The sequence below is a fragment of the Paractinoplanes aksuensis genome (genome assembly GCF_024137025.1).
GTDB classification, from domain to species: Bacteria; Actinomycetota; Actinomycetes; order Mycobacteriales; family Micromonosporaceae; genus Actinoplanes; species Actinoplanes aksuensis.
In genome coordinates this window covers 12184-29346 of record NZ_JAMYJR010000029.1, presented here as the reverse complement: position 1 = coordinate 29346, position 17163 = coordinate 12184, and the positions used below count along the sequence as shown (strand labels likewise).

General features: G+C 71.5%; 17 protein-coding genes. 12 read left to right on the top strand and 5 right to left on the bottom strand.

From position 1 onward, the window contains the following. Positions 1 to 297 precede the first annotated feature (297 nt). Together M1L60_RS26480 and M1L60_RS26475 are read left to right on the top strand one after the other, a co-directional pair. Positions 298 to 1185 (top strand): amidohydrolase family protein, encoded by an 888-nt coding sequence (locus M1L60_RS26480; protein ID WP_253240230.1) that lies wholly within the window; start codon positions 298 to 300, stop codon positions 1183 to 1185. Beyond that, positions 1182 to 1676 (top strand): cysteine dioxygenase, encoded by a 495-nt coding sequence (locus tag M1L60_RS26475; RefSeq protein WP_253240229.1) that lies wholly within the window; start codon positions 1182 to 1184, stop codon positions 1674 to 1676. The genes M1L60_RS26480 and M1L60_RS26475 overlap by 4 nt, the downstream gene beginning before the upstream one ends. On the opposite strand, the gene M1L60_RS26470 is transcribed toward M1L60_RS26475, so the two are convergent. Further along, positions 1643 to 3100, bottom strand: a complete 1458-nt coding sequence (locus M1L60_RS26470) for an aromatic amino acid lyase (protein ID WP_253240228.1) — start codon at positions 3098 to 3100, stop codon at positions 1643 to 1645. The two genes, M1L60_RS26475 and M1L60_RS26470, sit on opposite strands and share 34 nt — an antisense overlap. Before the next feature lie 114 nt (positions 3101 to 3214). Between M1L60_RS26470 and M1L60_RS26465 the strand changes: the two genes are divergently transcribed. The 5 genes from M1L60_RS26465 to M1L60_RS26445 all read left to right on the top strand — a co-directional run bounded on the left by M1L60_RS26465 (position 3215) and on the right by M1L60_RS26445 (position 8176). Then, entirely contained in the window at positions 3215 to 4225 is a 1011-nt protein-coding gene (locus M1L60_RS26465; RefSeq protein ID WP_253240227.1) for an ABC transporter ATP-binding protein, read from the top strand. Then, positions 4225 to 4875 (top strand): ABC transporter permease, encoded by a 651-nt coding sequence (locus M1L60_RS26460; RefSeq protein WP_253240226.1) that lies wholly within the window; start codon positions 4225 to 4227, stop codon positions 4873 to 4875. Before M1L60_RS26465 ends, M1L60_RS26460 begins: the two co-directional genes overlap by 1 nt. After that, the gene (locus M1L60_RS26455; protein WP_253240225.1) at positions 4872 to 5531 is read left to right on the top strand and encodes an ABC transporter permease; all 660 of its coding nucleotides are present in this window, start codon (positions 4872 to 4874) and stop codon (positions 5529 to 5531) included. The genes M1L60_RS26460 and M1L60_RS26455 overlap by 4 nt, the downstream gene beginning before the upstream one ends. Positions 5532 to 5542: 11 nt before the next feature. Further along, a complete protein-coding gene (locus M1L60_RS26450; RefSeq protein WP_253240224.1) occupies positions 5543 to 6475 on the top strand; it encodes an ABC transporter substrate-binding protein in 933 nt (310 codons plus the stop codon). Between the two features lie 99 nt (positions 6476 to 6574). After that, a complete protein-coding gene (locus tag M1L60_RS26445; RefSeq protein ID WP_274622905.1) occupies positions 6575 to 8176 on the top strand; it encodes a sensor domain-containing diguanylate cyclase in 1602 nt (533 codons plus the stop codon). Here the strand turns inward: M1L60_RS26445 and M1L60_RS26440 are convergent. Continuing rightward, the gene (locus M1L60_RS26440) at positions 8136 to 8756 is read right to left on the bottom strand and encodes a DUF998 domain-containing protein (RefSeq protein ID WP_253240223.1); all 621 of its coding nucleotides are present in this window, start codon (positions 8754 to 8756) and stop codon (positions 8136 to 8138) included. The two genes, M1L60_RS26445 and M1L60_RS26440, sit on opposite strands and share 41 nt — an antisense overlap. Before the next feature lie 29 nt (positions 8757 to 8785). On the opposite strand from M1L60_RS26440, the gene M1L60_RS26435 reads away from it, so the two are divergent. Beyond that, positions 8786 to 9601 carry an SDR family NAD(P)-dependent oxidoreductase gene (locus M1L60_RS26435; RefSeq protein ID WP_253240222.1) on the top strand — a complete coding sequence of 272 codons (816 nt, stop codon included), beginning with the start codon at positions 8786 to 8788 and terminating at the stop codon, positions 9599 to 9601. Positions 9602 to 9609: 8 nt separating this feature from the next. On the opposite strand, the gene M1L60_RS26430 is transcribed toward M1L60_RS26435, so the two are convergent. Next, positions 9610 to 10782, bottom strand: a complete 1173-nt coding sequence (locus tag M1L60_RS26430) for a lycopene cyclase family protein (RefSeq protein ID WP_438862156.1) — start codon at positions 10780 to 10782, stop codon at positions 9610 to 9612. A gap of 65 nt (positions 10783 to 10847) precedes the next feature. Between M1L60_RS26430 and M1L60_RS26425 the strand changes: the two genes are divergently transcribed. Continuing rightward, positions 10848 to 11444, top strand: a complete 597-nt coding sequence (locus M1L60_RS26425; RefSeq protein ID WP_253240221.1) for a CBS domain-containing protein — start codon at positions 10848 to 10850, stop codon at positions 11442 to 11444. Between the two features lie 7 nt (positions 11445 to 11451). On the opposite strand, the gene M1L60_RS26420 is transcribed toward M1L60_RS26425, so the two are convergent. Further along, positions 11452 to 11736, bottom strand: coding sequence for a universal stress protein (locus M1L60_RS26420; protein WP_253240220.1), 285 nt, complete (start codon positions 11734 to 11736; stop codon positions 11452 to 11454). Between the two features lie 116 nt (positions 11737 to 11852). On the opposite strand from M1L60_RS26420, the gene M1L60_RS26415 reads away from it, so the two are divergent. Next, a complete protein-coding gene (locus M1L60_RS26415; RefSeq protein ID WP_253240219.1) occupies positions 11853 to 13940 on the top strand; it encodes a glycoside hydrolase family 99 protein in 2088 nt (695 codons plus the stop codon). A gap of 135 nt (positions 13941 to 14075) precedes the next feature. Continuing rightward, positions 14076 to 14987, top strand: coding sequence for an NADP-dependent oxidoreductase (locus tag M1L60_RS26410; protein WP_253240218.1), 912 nt, complete (start codon positions 14076 to 14078; stop codon positions 14985 to 14987). Here M1L60_RS26410 and M1L60_RS26405 read toward each other — a convergent pair. Further along, positions 14968 to 15915, bottom strand: coding sequence for an NAD(P)/FAD-dependent oxidoreductase (locus tag M1L60_RS26405; protein WP_253240217.1), 948 nt, complete (start codon positions 15913 to 15915; stop codon positions 14968 to 14970). The two genes, M1L60_RS26410 and M1L60_RS26405, sit on opposite strands and share 20 nt — an antisense overlap. Before the next feature lie 102 nt (positions 15916 to 16017). Between M1L60_RS26405 and M1L60_RS26400 the strand changes: the two genes are divergently transcribed. Continuing rightward, complete coding sequence (locus tag M1L60_RS26400) at positions 16018 to 17025, top strand: hypothetical protein (RefSeq protein WP_253240216.1); 1008 nt, start codon at positions 16018 to 16020, stop codon at positions 17023 to 17025. Positions 17026 to 17163: the final 138 nt, after the last annotated feature.

Here is a 17163-nt window from a genome sequence, read left to right as displayed (position 1 = left end):
CGGACGCCCGCAGCCGCCTCACCCACCGCCCGCCCACGCGCCCCGACCTCGCCCACCCGCCGGCATACCGACCCAGCCGACCCGTCACCTCCCGACCCGCGCCGAGTCACAGCCCGCGCCGGATTTCGGCCCAGACCACCCATCGCGGTCCGGCTCCGACCGCCCGGGACAGCCGGGAACGAGAAGGCGGGCGCCGACAGTTCATCCCGGTGCCCGGGAACACATTGCCAAAGTGGGGAGGGAAGCGCTTCACTTGTGCCCGGATGTGAAGCGCTTCCCTAGCCGTGAGGAGGGCCGATGGTGATCGACTGCCACCAGCACCTGTGGCCGCCGCGCCTGGTCGAGGCCCTCCGCCGCCGCCAGAGCTACCCCTACCTGCGCGGTTGGACGCTGCACCTGCCGGGCGAGGATCCGTACGAGTGCGACCCCGCCCACCACGACATCGAGCTCCGCCGTCGCACCGAGCGGAGCGAGCGCGCGCTGATCTCCCTGTCGAGCCCGCTCGGCATCGAGCACCTGCCCGCCCACGACGGCGCCGAGCTGATCACCATCTGGCACGAGAGCGCGCTCGAGCTGGGCGAACCGTTCCACGTCTGGGCCGCCGCCCCGGTCACCGAGCTCGACCCGGACGGGCTGGCCAAGATCCTGCGCGAGGACAGGATCGCCGGCCTGCAGCTGCCCGCCACCGCGCTGGCCGACCCGGCCGGCATCGCCCACGTCGCCCCGCTGCTGGCCGAGGCCGAGCGGGCCGACAAGCCCGTGCTCGTGCACCCCGGCCCCGCACCCGCGTGCGACCCCGGCCTGCCGTCGTGGTGGCCGGCCCTGGTCCCGTACGTGTCGCAACTGCACCAGAGCTGGCTGGCCTGGCACGTCGCCGGGCGCCGGCAGCACCCGGCCCTGCGCATCGGTTTCGTCGCGCTGGCCGGCCTGGCCCCGCTGCACCACGAACGCCTGGCCGCGCGCGGCGGCGGCCTCGGTGCGCTCGATCCCAACGTCTTCTACGAGACCTCGTCGTACGGCACGCGGGCGGTCGACGCCATGACCCGCGTCGTCGGGGTCGACCCGATCGTGTCGGGCTCCGACCGTCCGTACGCGCAGGCCGTCGACCCTGGTCTGGGCCCGGCCTTCACCCACGCGTTGTTCACCGCCAACCCGCACCACTTTTTAACAGGAGACGCCCGATGACCGTGTTGCCGGCCCCGCCCGGTCGCGTGCTGGACACGCAGGAACTGAAGCGCTGGGTGAGCGATTTCGCCGCCCACCCCGAGATGTGGCAAGAGCACGTGCGGCACGACACCGGCGGCCGGCACTACGCGTCGGTCTACCGCGACAGCGACATCGACGTCTGGGTGCTCTGCTGGAACACCGCCGACGACACCGGCTGGCACGACCACGACACGTCCTCCGGCGCCGTCGCGGTCACCCGGGGCGCGGTCACCGAGGCCACCCCGCGGATGGGCGGCGAGCCGGTGACCCGCGTCGTCGAGGCGGGACGCACGTTCGCGTTCGGGCCCGATCACATCCACCGGATGGGCGGGGCGGTCGACGGCTCGGTCACGATCCACGCGTACTCGCCGCCGCTGTGGCGGATGGGCCAGTACTCGATCAGCCGCTCGGGCGTGCTGCGCCGCAAGGCGGTCAGCTACGCCGACGAGCTCAGGCCCATCGACGAGTAGTCGAGCACCGCCCCCAGCCGGGGCAGCAGGTCGGCCGCTCGTTCCAGGTCGCCGCCCAGCGGCCGGTCCTCCTCCGACGGGTCGATCGCCTCGGACGCCATCTCGAAGGCGTCCCGCAGCGGCCCGGCCGTCAACCGGCCCGGGGCCATCCGCAGCGCCCGCACGGCGGCCAGCAGTTCGGCCGCCAGCAGGGTCGGCGCGAGCTGGGTCATGTTGCGCAGCGAGCGGGCGCCCTGAGTGGCGAAGCTGGCGTGCTCCTCCAGGCCGAGCGAGATGCTGAGCGTGCCGGCCGCGGTCGGGGTCATGCCGACGCGGAGCTCGGTGAGCAGGTCCTGGACGACGTACTCGCTGATCATCAGGCCCGAGCTGCCGGCCGGTCCGGCGGCCAGGAACGCCCGCAGGCCGGTCAGGTCGGGTCGCATGAGCAACCCGAGCCGGGCCGTCGAGAGCGAGAGCACGGGCAGGAAGGCGCCACGCGCCGCATCCAGCTGGGACGCGAGCGTGGCCGTGTGGAACTGCCCGTGGTGGCGTACGCCGTCGGGGGTGACCAGGGGGTTCTCCACGGCCGCGTTGATCTCGGCGGTGACCGCGTCGTCCAGGGTGCGGGCGGCGTGGATGGCGGGCGCGGTGACCTGGGGCAGCACCCGCAGACCGAACGGGTCCTGGATGCGCACCGGGGCCACCCCGCCGGCGACCAGGCGGCTGAGCAGCCGGGCCACCTCGACCTGGCCCGGGTGGGCGCGGTTGCGGTGCACGGTCACGTCGTACGCCTCGGGGTTGCCCCGCAGGGCGAGGAAGCTGAGCGCGGCCACGACGATGGAGGCGCGCAACTGGCTCTGCACCCGGTCGAGCGCGAGCGCCGCCGTGGCCACGGTCAGCGCGCTGGAACTGATCATCGGCAGCGCATCGGTGGCGCCGAACGTGGTGACCGGCCCTTTGCCGTCGCGCCAGGGCCGCTCCCCGGCCAGCGTGAGGCTGAGCTCGGCCAGCGCGGCCAGGTCGCCGGTGCCGATGGCGCCCCACGAGTGGATCGCCGGCACCGCCCCGTCGTGCAGCGCCTCGGCCAGCGCCTCCGCGACCCGGCGGGACACGCCCGAGCCGCCGGCCAGGATCTGGTTGAGCCGGACGGCCATCATCGCCCGCGCCGTGACGTCGTCCTCCAGGGGCCCGACGGCCGCGCAGTGGCTGCGCAGAAGGCGCAAGCCGCGCTCTTCGTCCTCGGCCGCGCGTTCGTGCCGATTGGCGCCGACACCCGTGTTGGCCCCATAGACTGCGCCATGCGCCCGTGCTTGCTGCAGACGCGCATGCCGTCCCTCGACCCGGCGCAGCGCGGCCGGATCGGCCTCGACCCCGGACCGGCCGGCCGCCACGGCCAGCAGCGCGGCCACCGACAGACTGCGACCGTCGAGTCGTTCCACCTGCATAGTGCCCCACCATCACCGTGTTTCGGACCCGTAACGGCTCCCCCGGGCCGTTGACATCCTATTCACTACCCCTGAAGTATGAATAGTGGTATTCAATCGCTAGCCTGGAGCGCCATGATCACATTCGATGACGTCGTGAAGGTCTATCCCGGCGGCGGCACCGCAGTCGATCACGTCTCGCTCGAACTCCCCACCGGCAAAACTACGGTGTTCGTCGGGCCGTCAGGCTGCGGAAAGACCACTTCCCTCCGCATGATCAACCGAATGATCAGCCCGACCTCGGGCCGCGTGCTCATCGACGGCCAGGACGTCGCCGGCCAGGACGAGGCCTTGCTGCGCCGCGGCATCGGCTATGTGATCCAGCACGCGGGCCTCTTCCCGCACCGTACGGTCCTCGACAACGTCGCCACCGTGCCGGTGCTCCTGGGCAAGACCCGCCGTGAGGCCCGCGCCGCCGCCCTCGAGCTGCTCGAGCGGGTGGGCCTGGCCCCCGAGTTCGCCAAGCGCTACCCCGCTCAGCTCTCTGGCGGCCAGCAGCAGCGCGTGGGCGTGGCCCGGGCCCTGGCCGCCGACCCGCCCGTCATGCTGATGGACGAGCCGTTCAGCGCGGTCGACCCGGTCGTCCGGGAGCAGTTGCACCGCGAGTTCCTGCGCCTGCAGCAAGACCTGGGCAAGACCATCGCCATGGTCACGCACGACATCGACGAGGCCATCAAGCTGGGCGACGTGGTCGTGATCTTCCGTCAGGGCGGCGTGGTGGCCCAGGTCGGCACCCCGCAGGAGCTGCTGGCCGACCCGGCCGACGAGTTCGTGGCCGAGTTCGTGGGCCGCGACCGCGGGCTGCGCAGCCTCTCGTTCGACACCGCGGCCGAACTTCCGGTCCTTCCCGTACCGGCGGAGCTGGTTCTCGACGAGGCCGGGCGCCCGGTCGGCTGGCGCACCGGCGCCGACGACGTGCGGCCCACCGGCGGCACCTTCACCAGCGCCGACACGCTGCGCCTGGTCGCCGACCTGGCCATCCTGTCCCCCGTCGGCATCGCCGTGCGGGTCGACGGCGACGGCAAGGCCGACGGCATCACCCCCCACCACGACCTGGCCGACTACCTGGCGGCGCGGCGCGGCTGATGATCAATTACCTGCAGAACAACTCCGACGCCGTGCTGACCGCGTTGCGGCAGCACATCTGGCTCGCGCTGCTCCCGGTGGTGCTCGGGTTCCTGATCGCGCTGCCGATCGGCTATCTGGGTGTCCGCTTCCCGTGGCTCTACCACCCGCTGGTCAACGTGGCCGGGGTGCTCTACTCGATCCCGTCGCTGGCCCTGTTCGTGTTCCTGCCGGTGGTGCTGGGCACGAAGATCCTGTCGCCGCTCAACATCGTCGTGGCGCTCACCATCTACACCGTCGCGCTGCTGGCCCGTACGGTCGCCGACGGTCTGCGCTCGGTCGACCACCTGATCACCGAGTCGGCCACCGCCATGGGCTACCGCCGGTTCCGCCGCCTGATCGACGTCGAGCTGCCGGTGGCCCTCCCGGTCATCCTGGCCGGTCTGCGGGTGGCCACGGTGTCCAACATCAGCCTGGTCAGCGTGGGCGCGCTGATCGGCGTGGGCGGTCTCGGGCAGCTGTTCACCCGGGGCTTCCAGCTCTTCTACCTCGAGCCCATCCTGGTCGGCGTCATCCTCTCGGTGCTGCTGGCGGGCGTGGCCGACCTGATCATCGTGATCATCCAGCGGGCGGTCACGCCGTGGACCCGATTCCAAGGGGGCCGGGCATGAACCTCGACTACCTGTTCGACGCGGCGCACTGGGAGTTCGGCACCTCGGGCAGCATCCCGCAGCTGCTGCTCTCCCACCTCTGGTACGTCGTGCTGGCCCTGGCCATCGGCACCGTGATCGCGTTGCCGATCGGCCTCTACATCGGGCACACCGGCCGCGGCTCGTTCATCGCCATCAACGCCGGCAACGCCGGGCGCTCGCTGCCGACGCTGGGCCTGCTGATGCTGATGGTGACCCTGCTCGGGCTGGGTCTGCTCCCGGTGCTGATCGCCCTGACCGTCCTGGTCATCCCGCCCATCCTGACCTCCGCGTACGCCGGTCTGCGCTCGCTCGACCAGCGGGTCGTCGACGCCGCCCGCGGGGTCGGCATGCGGCCGTGGCAGGTGCTCACCCGCGTCGAGCTGCCGATGGCGCTGCCGGTGTTGATGAGCGGCTTCCGCAGCGCCGCCCTGCAGGTGGTGGCCACGGCGACGGTGGCCGCCGCGGTCGGCCTGGGTGGCCTGGGCCGCCTGCTGATCGACGGCCTGGCCGTCAACGACTACTCCCGTGTGCTGGCCGGCGCCATTGTCGTCGCGGTGCTGGCCGTATTGCTCGATCTGGTTCTGGCGTTCGCACAGCGCTGGATCGTCTCGCCCGGTCTCCGGGTATCCCGATGAAAGGTTCGTTGATGATGCGTTTCGGTCGATTCACCGCAGTGACAGCCGCCCTGGCTCTCACCGTTGCCCTCACCGCCTGCGGCGCCGACGAAGACCCGCTGGCCAACGACAACGGCGGCGGCAGCGCCGCCCCTGGCACCATCACCATCGGCTCGGCCAACTTCGCCGAGAGCGAGCTGCTCGCCGAGATCTACTCGCAGGCCATCGAGGCCAAGGGCGTGCAGGTCAAGCGGCAGTTCAACATCGGCGCCCGCGAGCTCTACCTCAAGGCGCTGCAGGACGGCTCGATCGACCTGCTGCCCGAGTACAACGGCGCCCTGCTGTCGGCGCTGACCCCGGGTGGCGCGCCCGAGGGTGTGAGCAAGCCCGAGGACGTGCTGGGCGCGCTCAAGAAGGTGCTGCCCGCGGGCACCGAGGTGCTCGAGCAGTCCCCGGCCGAGGACAAGGACACGCTCACCGTCACCCAGGAGACGGCGACCAAGTACAGCCTCAAGTCGATCGAGGACCTCAAGCCGGTGGCCAAGGACCTCGTCATCGGCGCCGGCCCCGAGTGGCAGGAGCGCTACCAGGGTCTCAAGGGCCTGGAGGCGGTCTACGGGGTCAAGTTCAAGGAGTTCAAGCCGCTCGACGCCGGTGGCCCGCTGACCGTCAACGCGCTGGTCAAGGGTCAGATCCAGGTCGGCAACATCTTCTCCACCGACTCGTCGATCACGGTCAACAAGTTCGTCGTCCTCGAGGACCCGAAGAGCCTGTACCTGGCCGAGAACATCATCCCGCTCATCCGCACGACGGCCAACAACCCGACCGTGAGCGGCGCGCTCAACGCCGTCTCGGCCAAGCTGACCACCGAGAACCTGACCACCACGCTGGCCAAGGTTCAGGTCGACAAGCAGGACACGGCGTCCGTGGCCAAGGCCTGGCTGACGGAGAACGGCCTGGTCTGACCGTTTTCGAGGGTGCCGCTACGGGCGGCACCCTCATACGGCGGTTCTTCCCGCCGATTAAGTAGGGGACGCCCGCCCGCGACCCCGAGGACCGCCCGCATGAAGGCAACCGGCCTGAGCCGCTGGATCGGCATCGCCGTGGTCCTGGCCGTGCTGGTGGGCGGGACGGCCGCCTCGGTGGCGGCCATGGCCGGGGTGTCCCGGGTGCAGCGGCAACAAGCCTCGCTGCTGATGGACCACAACGCCGACGCCATCCAGCGCGCGGTGGCCAACGAGGCCGCCCGATACACCGAGACCCTGGCCGACATGGCGGTGGCCGTCGGCTCGCAGACCCAGTTCAACGCCACCGATTTCGAGGCCATCACCTCGCGCCTGAGCCGCTCCCGGCTGCCCGGAGCCAGCATGGTCGGGTTCATCGTGCCGGCCCGGGCCGACGAGACGGCCGAGGTGCAGCGCTACTGGCGAGGACACGGTGCGACAAATCTGCGGCTGCAGACCGTCGGTGACGCCTACGAGCACCAGTACCTCATCTTCAACCGCTCCCTCGACCACATCCCGTTCGCGGCCGGACGGGACATCACCCAGGCCATCGAGCCGGCCGACGCGCTGCGCTTCGCTCGCGCCAGCGGCCAGGTCACGGCCAGTCACCCGTACATCCTGCTGAAGGACCGCGATCTGCCGCTCACGCACCGCCAGCAGTCGTTCGTCCTGGCCGCGCCGGTCACCGGAACCCCGGGCACACCGGCCGCCGGGGAATTTCTGGGCTGGATGTTCCTGTCGATGCGGGGCGGCGACTTCGTCGAGGAAACCCTTCAGACGTACGCCGGAAAGCTCGTCAAAGTCACGCTGAGCGACCTGAGCGGAACGCCCGCCACCGCTGTCGCCTCCACGAAGACGTCCGCGGCCACGTTGCGCGATCCGGACCTGCGCCGGGTCCGCACGGTCGTCGTCGGCGAACGCGAATGGCAGCTGAACATCCAGCCGACCGAGCGCCTGATCAGCGACACCGATCGCCGGCTGCCGCTGGCCACCCTCGGCATCGGCCTGCTGGTCACCCTGCTGACCGGGGTGCTGGCCGACTCCCGCCGCCGCGCCCTGAAGCGGGTGGCCGACGCGACCGCCCTGCTGCGCCACGACATCGAACGGCGCAAGACCGTCGAGGCCCGGCTCCTCGACCGCGAGGACGAGCTCCGCCACCTGGCCATGCATGACGCGCTGACCTCCCTGCCCAACCGGGCCCTGTTCCGGGAACGGATCGACCAGGCCGCCCCCGACCAGCCCCGGGCCGTGTTCTTCATCGACCTGGACGGCTTCAAGGCGGTCAACGACGGCCTCGGCCACAGCGCCGGCGACCGCCTGCTGGTCGAGGTGGCCCGCCGTCTGTCCCAGTGCGCCCGCACCGGCGACACGGTGGCCCGCCTGGGCGGCGACGAGTTCGCCATCCTGGCCGCCACCCCGGCCGCGACGTCGTTCGCCGAGCGCATCGTGACCAGCCTGCGCGCGCCGTTCGACATCGACGGCCAGCCGGTGACCATCAGCTGCAGTGTGGGGGTGGTCGTGGCCGATGCCGGACCGGCCGACGCCGAGCAGCTGATCCACGCGGCCGACGAGGCGATGTACGCGGCCAAGGCGGCCGGCAAGAACCGCTACACGATCGCGGTCACGACGTCGGCCGGGGCACTCGTCGACGGGCCGGGCTGAGCGCCACGACCAGGGCCGAGCCGACCAGCCAGCCGACCGCGATCACCAGCGCGAGGCGCTCGACGTAGGCGCCGAAGTCGCTGCGCCCGATGAACAGCATGGTCAGGCCGAGCGCCGCGCCGACCGGGACGATCAGCACCACCCCCACGGCGGCCAGCCGGGTCAGCGCGGGGCGTGGGTTCGCCCACCAGACGGCGGCCATCGCCCCGGCCAGCACGATCATGCCGAGGACGCTGGCCGAGGCGTGGATGATGTCGGCCGCGGTGGCGGGCTCGTAGGGCGGCAGCGGACACGTGTCGCTGCACGCGACGAGGCCCGAGGTGGCGGCCAGCACCGACGAGAGCAACAGGCTCCCGCCGACCAGGCGCAGGTCGCGCAACGCCCAGCCGACCAGGGCCACACCCGCCGCGAGCACGACCAGACCGGTTCGGTACGGAACGGCGTACGGCTGACCGGCCGTGCCGGCCTCGCTGACATAGCCGTCCCACCAGCTGCCTGGCGGCGCGACCAACGCGACCAACATGACGACGGCGCCCGCGGTCACCGCCAGCGCCCCGGCGATCGCCGCAAGTCTCGTCACCCCTCCATCATGATCGATAGGGTCGACCCATGCCTCGAACCGTGGTCGTGACCGGCGCCAGCTCGGGGATCGGCCGGGCGGCCGCCGTGGCCCTGGCTCGCCGTGGGGATCGGGTGATCCTGCTGGGTCGCGACCCGGGGCGGCTCGCGGCGGCGGCGGACGAGGTGCGCGCGGCGGGTGGGAGCACGCCGCCGACCTATCGGGCGGATTTCGCCGTACTCGATGAAGTGCGCGCTGCCGGTGAGCGGATAGCGGCCGAGCACGAACAGATTCACGTGCTGGCCAACAATGCGGGAAGGCTGGCGGGCGCACGCCGGCTGACGGTGGACGGCCTCGACCCGACGATGCAGATCAACCATCTGGGCGGCTTCCTGCTGACGCATCTGCTGCTCGATCGGCTGCGGGCTGCGGCTCCCGCTCGGATCATCACCACCGCTTCGGCGGCGGAGGCGTGGGGTGCGCTGGACGTGGATCGGCCCGGTCGGCGGCAGCAGTTGCGCTGGCTGGCCTACGGGGCGAGCAAACAGGCCAACATCCTGTTCACGATCGAGGCCGCCCGGCGCTGGGCGTCGTACGGGATCGTGCCGACGGCCTACTTCCCGGGCCTGATCCGCAGCGGGTTCGGCAGCACCAGCCCGGCTTTCAGTGTGGCCCGGCTGCTCTTCCGCGGTCCGGACGAAGGCGCCGACACGCTGACCTGGCTGGCCACCGAGCCGGCGGCCCTCGTTCCGGGTGGCTACTTCGCCTGGCGGGCGCCTTTCCGGGCCAGTCCGCGCTCGACCAGCCCGGCCCGAGCCGCCCGCCTGTGGCAGTCCAGCCTCACCGCCGTCGGCCTGACCGGCTGACCACGGCATCAGCGCCGTAGGCGGCCGATCGCGTCGCCGAAGGCGGCTCGAGTCATGGGCAGGAGCGGGGTCGACGACATCAGTGTCAGGTCCTCGCGCAGGGTCGTGGTGCCGTCGAGGAAGCGCAGCACCCGCTCGGCCGGGTTGCGGGCGAACAGGCGGTCGAAGAACGCGACCCCGTCGACCAGGCCCCGGTCGAGCGCGCGCAACTGCACGGCGTCCATCCAGAGGTGCCGGGCCGGGTACGGCGGGGACGGCACGGGCGGGCGACCGGCGGCGACCGCTTGCGCGATGTCGTCGGCCTGGCGGGCCATGGCCGAGAACGTGAACCCGGTCGACGGCCGGGTCGCGCCGCCCGCGGTGCCGAGGCGTACCACGCGCGGCGACGGGTGCGGGTCGAACGGCCCGTCGGTCATCGGGATGACGCCGTCCTCGATCTCGCGCACCCGCAGTTCGCCCAGGTCGAGGCCGAGCAGGTCGGCGTAGCCGCGCAGCGCCGCGTCGTACTCGTCGCTGCTGAGCACGGCCGGGGAGAACTCGGTGTACTCGACGAGCGCGAACCGGTCGCTGACCGGCAGCACGTAACCGAACGACACTCCGCGGGCCGGTTGGGGCGTGCGGAAGTCCATCAGCACGGCCCGGCCGGGGTCGAACACCGGGCGGTCCGACTCCAGCCACCAGCCCCGGAAGTGCTGCAGCCAGCTCGTGCGCCCGGGCCGCCGAGGTGGACGCGGGCGCGAGTCGAGCGCCCAGGCCGCGCGGACCAGGGGCTCGCCGTCGGGCCCGCTGATCACCACCCGCGAACCGTCGTCGACGGCCTGCTCGGCGCGCTCGGTGACCCGTACGGCGGAAAGCAGTTTCTCGGCCTGACCGGCGAGCTCGTAGAGGGGCGCCGAGCGCAACATCGCGTACCGCAGCGGCTGGAGCGGCAGCACCCGGCGGCCGGCCGGGGTCACGACGTCAGCCTCGGACCAGGTCGCGCTCAGCAGCGGGTCGAGGAACGTGCCCGGAGTGCCCCAGAACGCCCAGGTACGATCCTGACCGCGCTTGTGCACCGGGTCGACGATCGCCACTCGTACGCCCGGGTTGTACCGGCCCAGCGCGGCCAGGACGAGCGAGGCCGCGCCACCCCCTCCGACCAGGGCCAGGTCCACGTCCACGGGTGCGCTCACACGGCCCAGCCTGTCATGCGACCGCGGGACTTCGGCCTCTGCCCCACGCGGCCGCCAAGCGCGATGCTGAAGTGGTGCGAGCCAAGGACATCATGAGCAGCCCCGTGCACACTGTCGAGCCCGGCGCCCCGGTCGAGGACGCGGCGGCGCTGATGGCCGCCCGCGCGGTGACGGCGCTGCCGGTGGTGGACGGTTCGGGCCACCTGGTCGGCATCGTCAGCGAGGGCGACCTGCTGTGGCGCCGGGTGCCGGCCGACCCGACGGCCCAGCTGAGTCGCCGGCCCGCGGCCCCGGCCATCCGCCCCGGTCAGGTGGCCGAGGTGATGTCACGCTCCCCGATCACCACCCGGCCCGACGCCGACCTGGCCGAGGTCGCCGAGACGATGCTGATGTACGACGTCCGCAGCATGCCTGTGCTGGACAACGACGTCCTGGTCGGCATAGTCAGCCGCCGCGACATTCTGCGCGCGATGGTCCGCACCGACGAGACCCTGGTCCGCGAGGTGCAACATCGCCTCGACGAGTACGCCCGGGGCCGCTGGACGGCCACGGTCCACCAGGGCGCGGCCACGGTGTCGGGCGCCTTCACCGACTCCACCGAACGAGAAATCGCGGCCGTCCTGGCCCGAACCGTCCCCGGCGTCGCCGACGTGCGGATCGAGCCCTCATAACCGGGGATCAGCACCGGCTGTGCTCCCGGCTCACCTGCTCGGGGGCCGAGTGGGCGCGCACCAGGACTACCGAGCCGGGGGCATGGGTAGCGATGCGGCGGCTCAGGGAGTCCGGCCGGAGGGCGGCCAGGCCGCTCCGGCCGGGATTGCCCACCACGAGCAGTTCGGCGTCGCGGGCCATCTCGAGCAGCCGCGGCCGTCGAGGGCAGAGCGTCAGTGCCCGTCCACCCGGGACCAAAGCCCCTGGCACCGCCGAGTCGATCCATCGGACCGCGAATCGATTAGCGAGCATCGACTAACGGTCGCATTATTTCAGGCGATGGTTCAAGTATTGCGTTCTCGTGAACGGAACTGTCACGATGACCGTCGATCCGTTCCCCGCATCCCCCGGATCGACAGGAGTTCCCCATGCCCGTCTCGCGTCGCACCCTTCTGTCCACAGCGGCCCTCGGCTCGGCGGCCGCGTTACTCGCCAGACCCGGTCCGGCCTCGGCGGCGTCGCCGCCGGGGGACGTCGTCGGCAAGATCAGCGTTGGCTATCAGGGCTGGTTCTCGTGCCCGGGCGACGGTGCGCCGATCGGCGGCTGGTGGCACTGGAGCCGTGACCGCTTCCAGCCGCCCTCGCCGACCAACACGACGATCGTGTCGTGGCCCGACATGCGCGACTTCACCCACGCCTACCCCACGGCGTACCCGAACCTCGGTGACGGCCGACCTGCGACTTTGTTCTCTTCGTATGACCAGCAGACAGTCGACACGCACTTCCAGTGGATGCGTACGTACGGCATCGACACGGCCGCGCTGCAGCGCTTCAACCCGATGGGCGACGAGGGCCCGACCCGCGACGCCATGACGGTCAAGGTGCGGGCGGCGGCCGAGGCCACCGGCCGCAAGTTCTACGTCATGTACGACGTCACGAGCTGGACGGCGATGCAGAGCGAGATCAAGGCCGATTGGACAGCCAGGATGTCGAGTCACACGGCGTCGTCCGCGTATGCCCGGCAGAACGGCAAGCCGGTCGTCTGCATCTGGGGTTTCGGCTTCTCCGACGACGCCCGCCCGTTCGCCCCGGGCCCGTGCCTCGACGTCGTGAACTGGTTCAAGGCCCAGGGCTGCTACGTCATCGGCGGCGTGCCCACGTACTGGCGCGAGGGCAAGAACGACAGCCGGACCGGCTTTTCCGACGTCTACCACGCGTTCAACATGATCTCGCCGTGGATGGTCGGGCGGACCGGCACACTCGACGGGCTCGACTGGTTCCTGGCCAATGTGAACACGGCCGATCAGGCCGACTGCAACGCGTACGGGATCGATTATCAGCCCTGTGTGCTGCCGGGTGATCTCTCGACCGGCGCCCGCCACCACGGCGACTTCTACTGGCGCAGCCTCTACAACATGATCAAACTGGGCGCTCAGGGCCTCTACGTGTCGATGTTCGACGAGTTCAACGAGGGCAACCAGATCGCCAAGACCGCCGAGACGGCCGCCTCGGTCCCGGCCGGCAGCGGGATCCGGCCGCTCGACGAGGACGGCACGTTCTGCTCGTCCGACTACTACCTGCGCATCACTCAGGACGGCGGCCGGATGTTGAAGGGCCAGCTCGCCCTCACCGCCGTCCGGCCGACCCCGCCCGTCACCGGCACTCCCCCGCCGCCCACCGGCGACCTCGCCGCGGGCAAGCCGGCCACCGCGAGCAGCGTCAACGGCCCGTACGCGGCGGTTAACGCGGTCGATGCCAGCACCTCGACCTACTGGGAGAGCTCGGGCGCGTTGCCGCAGTGGTTCCAGGTCGACCTGGGCGCCGGGCACGCGGTCAACCGGCTCGTGCTGCGGCTGCCTGCGGGTTGGGAGCGGCGCACGCAGACCCTGACGGTGCAGGGCAGCACGAATGGCACGACCTTCACCACGCTGGCCGGGCCGGCCGGTTATGTGTTCGATCCGGCCTCCGGGAACACTTCGACAGTCACGCTGTCGAATGCCACGGTTCGTTACCTTCGGCTGAGCTTCGCGGCCAACACCGGGTGGCCGGCGGCTCAGCTCGCGCAACTACAGGCGTACGCGGAAAGCACGCCACCGCCACCGGCCGGCGACCTCGCCCGGGGCAAGCCGGCCTCCTCGAGTGGCCACACCCAGTCGTACGCGCCGGGAAATGTCGTGGATGGCGAGGCCGGAACGTATTGGGAGAGCACGAACAACGCCTTCCCGCAGTGGATCCAGGTCGACCTCGGCGCGACGACCGCGGTGGGCCGGGTCGCCCTCAAGCTGCCGCCCGGCTGGGGCTCGCGCTCGCAGACGATCGCCGTCGCCACCAGCACGAACGGCACCTCGTTCACGACCTTCGCGGCCGCCGCGGCCCGAGCCTTCGACCCGGCCGCCGGCAACACGGTGACGGTCAGCGGCTCCTCGACCCAGGCGCGCTTTGTCCGGGTCACCGTGACTGCCAACAGCGGCTGGCCCGCCGGCCAGCTCTCAGCCGTGGAGGTGTACGCGACCTGACCGGTCTGCCCCACCTGGCGTTCCCGTCGCTGTAGCAACCGAGCACGGGAAGGTCCGCACCACTTGGCGTTCCCGTCGTCGGGGTGGCCGCACAGAATGAACTGTTGGCCGCCTCGACGATGAGGGAGTGGGGACATGCGAGCCATAACTGTGACCGACCGTGACGCGGGCGCCCGGGGTCTGACCCTGACCGAGATCGAGCATCCGAAGCCGTCGGAGAACGATGTCGTGGTCGAAGTGCACGCGGCGGGCTTCACCACCGGCGAGCTGGACTGGCCCGGCACCTGGACCGACCGCAACGGCCACGACCGCACCCCGAGCGTGCCCGGGCACGAGGTGGCCGGGATCGTGGCCGAGCTGGGTTACGGCACTACCGGCCTGACTGTGGGCCAGCGGGTCTTCGGCCTCACCGACTGGACCCGTAACGGCTCGCTCGCCGAGTACGTGGCGGTCGAGGCCCGCAATCTGGCGCCCCTGCCCGCTTCCGTCGACTTCGTCACCGCCGCCGCGCTCCCGGTCTCGGGGCTCACCGCATGGGAGGCGCTCTTCGATCACGGCCGCCTCCAGGTCGGCCAGACGGTGCTCGTCCACGGCGCGACCGGCGGCGTCGGCTCGCTCGCCATCCAGCTCGCCCGCACCGCCGGGGCCAGGGTGATCGCCACCGGCCGCACCGACCACCGCGACAAGGCCCTCGACCTCGGCGCGGACGCCTTCCTCGACCTGCGGCACGACCCGTGGGAGAAGGGCGAGGAAGCCGATCTGGTCCTCGACGTCATCGGGGGCGAGATCTATATGAAGTCCCTGGAGGTGCTGCGCCCGGGCGGCCGCATCGTCACGATCCCGGAGCCGCCGGCCGTCCGGCCCCAGAACGGGGAGGCCATCTTCTTCATCGTCGAGGCCGACCGCAGCCGCCTGACCGAACTGGCCCAGCGGGTGAGCGCCGGCGTCCTCGCCCCCGTGGTCGGCGCGGTGCGGCCGCTGGAAGAGACGGCCGACGCCTTCGTGACCCGGGCCGCCGGCCGGACCATCATCGAGGTGCGGCGCTGAGACGCAGCCCGGCCAGCTCGTCGGCTTCGGTGTCGTCGACGAGCTCGCCGGCGATGAGCCGGGCCGCTTTCGGGGCCAGGGTGATGCCGGAATGCATCACGGCCACGTAGGCCCGCTCGAGGCCCGGGACGGGACCGATCAGCGGCATTCCGTCGGCCGGCATGGGGCGCGCGCCGACTCGCACGTCCAGCAGCCGCACGCCGGGGGCGTCGAAGGTGGCGGTGAGGCGCCGCAGCATCTCCGGCCCCGGATCTCGCGTGTCGCCGGCGGCAGCGACCAGCAACTCGCCCTCGGCCGCCTCACGAACCTCCAGGTCCGGGGTGACGAAAATGGTGCGCACCAGACCCGGGGGCGCCGCGAAGCGCACGAGCAGGGCGGGCGACGATGTCACGGGCAGCTCGAGTCCCAGCAGCGCGGGAGCACCCGTTCCGGCGGCGATCACCACGACGTCCGCGTCGAGGCCGGCCCGCACCGCCGCCGGCGAGACGGGTGTATGCGTTGACAATCGTGCTCCGTAACTCTGGGCCCCGCTCACCAGGGCTCGCGTCACGGCGACGGGATCCACGGCGCCGTGGCTCTCCAGGAAGACGGAACGCGGAGGCGGCTGCCGGAGGTGAGGCTCGAGCTGCGACGCGTCGGCGTCACCGTCCTCGCCGCACAGCAACGCGCCGCGCCACTGCACCCGAACGCCGGGCACCTCGTCCTCCCAGCGGTGCCAGTCGGTCAGCGCACCCCGCCGCAGGGGCGTGCTCGCGTCGACCGGATCACCGTCGCGGGGCTCACCGATCCAGGCGAACGAACGGGCAGTGACGCCCGACCCGGGCTCCCCCTGGTCGACCAGCACGACATCGCCGCCGGCCCGCGCGATCTCATAGGCGATGCCGGCCCCGACGATGCCCGCCCCGACGACGGCGATCCGCTTCTGCATACGTATCAGCTTCGTCCGGACACACGGGGAACCGAAAGGACGGTCGATGTCTTTGAGGAGGATGTCGGGGCTTCACAGGCGAAAGACCAATTGGGGTACGGGATGACCGAGCGCATCAAAGATCTGCTGGACGAGGCGGTGTCCCGGGTGGAGCCGCGCACGCTCGACCCGGCGGCGGCCGTCGCCCGGCGCCGACGGGCCCAGCGGCGCCGGACGCTCGTGGCCGGCGGATTCGCGGTGCTGGCTGTGCTGGCCGGCGGTGGGCTGGTCGTGCCGCAGCTGCAGAAGGATCCGCCGGTTCCGGTCGCCGTTCCCGACCGGCCACTGCCGGTGCCGCACTTCGCTGACGGAGTGCTGGTGTCCGGTGGCCTGCGCCTGCCGGTGCCGCCCGGTTGGCAGGCCGCCACCGAGACCCGCGACCGGTCGTGCGCCGACTCGAAGCGCACCATCCTCATCGCCGACCGCCTGGACGGTATCCCGGAGGACACGGCGCCGGCCTGCCGTCTCGCCGCCATCACCGTGTCGGTCCGGGACGAGGAGATGTCGGCTCCCGCGCGCGGTCTCGTGGCCGAGGACGGTCTCGTCGCGGCACCGCCGATCTCGATGACGCTGCCGGGTGGCGAGCCGGCCTGGCTGTCGAACCGGATCTCCGCCGCCGACACCATCGGAGGCGCGTACGACCTGCACCTGGTGCTGCCCTGGTCCCGCACCACCGTCTTCTTCCGGATGAGCCTCGCCGACACCCAGCGGATCCTCGCCACCATCCGCACCGAACCGATCGACGCCGGCCGCCTGCTCGTGCCCGACGTCCCGGCCGTCGCGGAGCTGATCGCCCCCGACCAGGACTCCGTCCGGCACGGCAAAACCACAGAAACAGCCAAAATCTTCGAGGTCGTACGGGTGTTGCGGGACCAGACAAAGGCCGTGCCCGACAACAAGGCCTGCGCGGGCCCCGCTCAGAAAGGCCTGCGGCTCGACATCGGAACGGCCCACGTGGTCGTCGCCCTCGGCCCCCACTGCCAGGAGGCAGTGTCGTCCCTCGGCGGCCGCGTCCACTTCAGCAACGACGCGGTGACCGAGCTCGAAACGCTGTTCGGGATCGAGAAGTGAACGCCGCGACCGTACCCGCCGGGCTCACCGGGCCCGAAGAGCGGATCGGGACCGCGATTGAACGCCGGAACCGCGCCCGCCGGACTCAACGCGCTCGAAACGCTGCTCGGGGTCGAGAACCGAACGCCGCGACCGCGC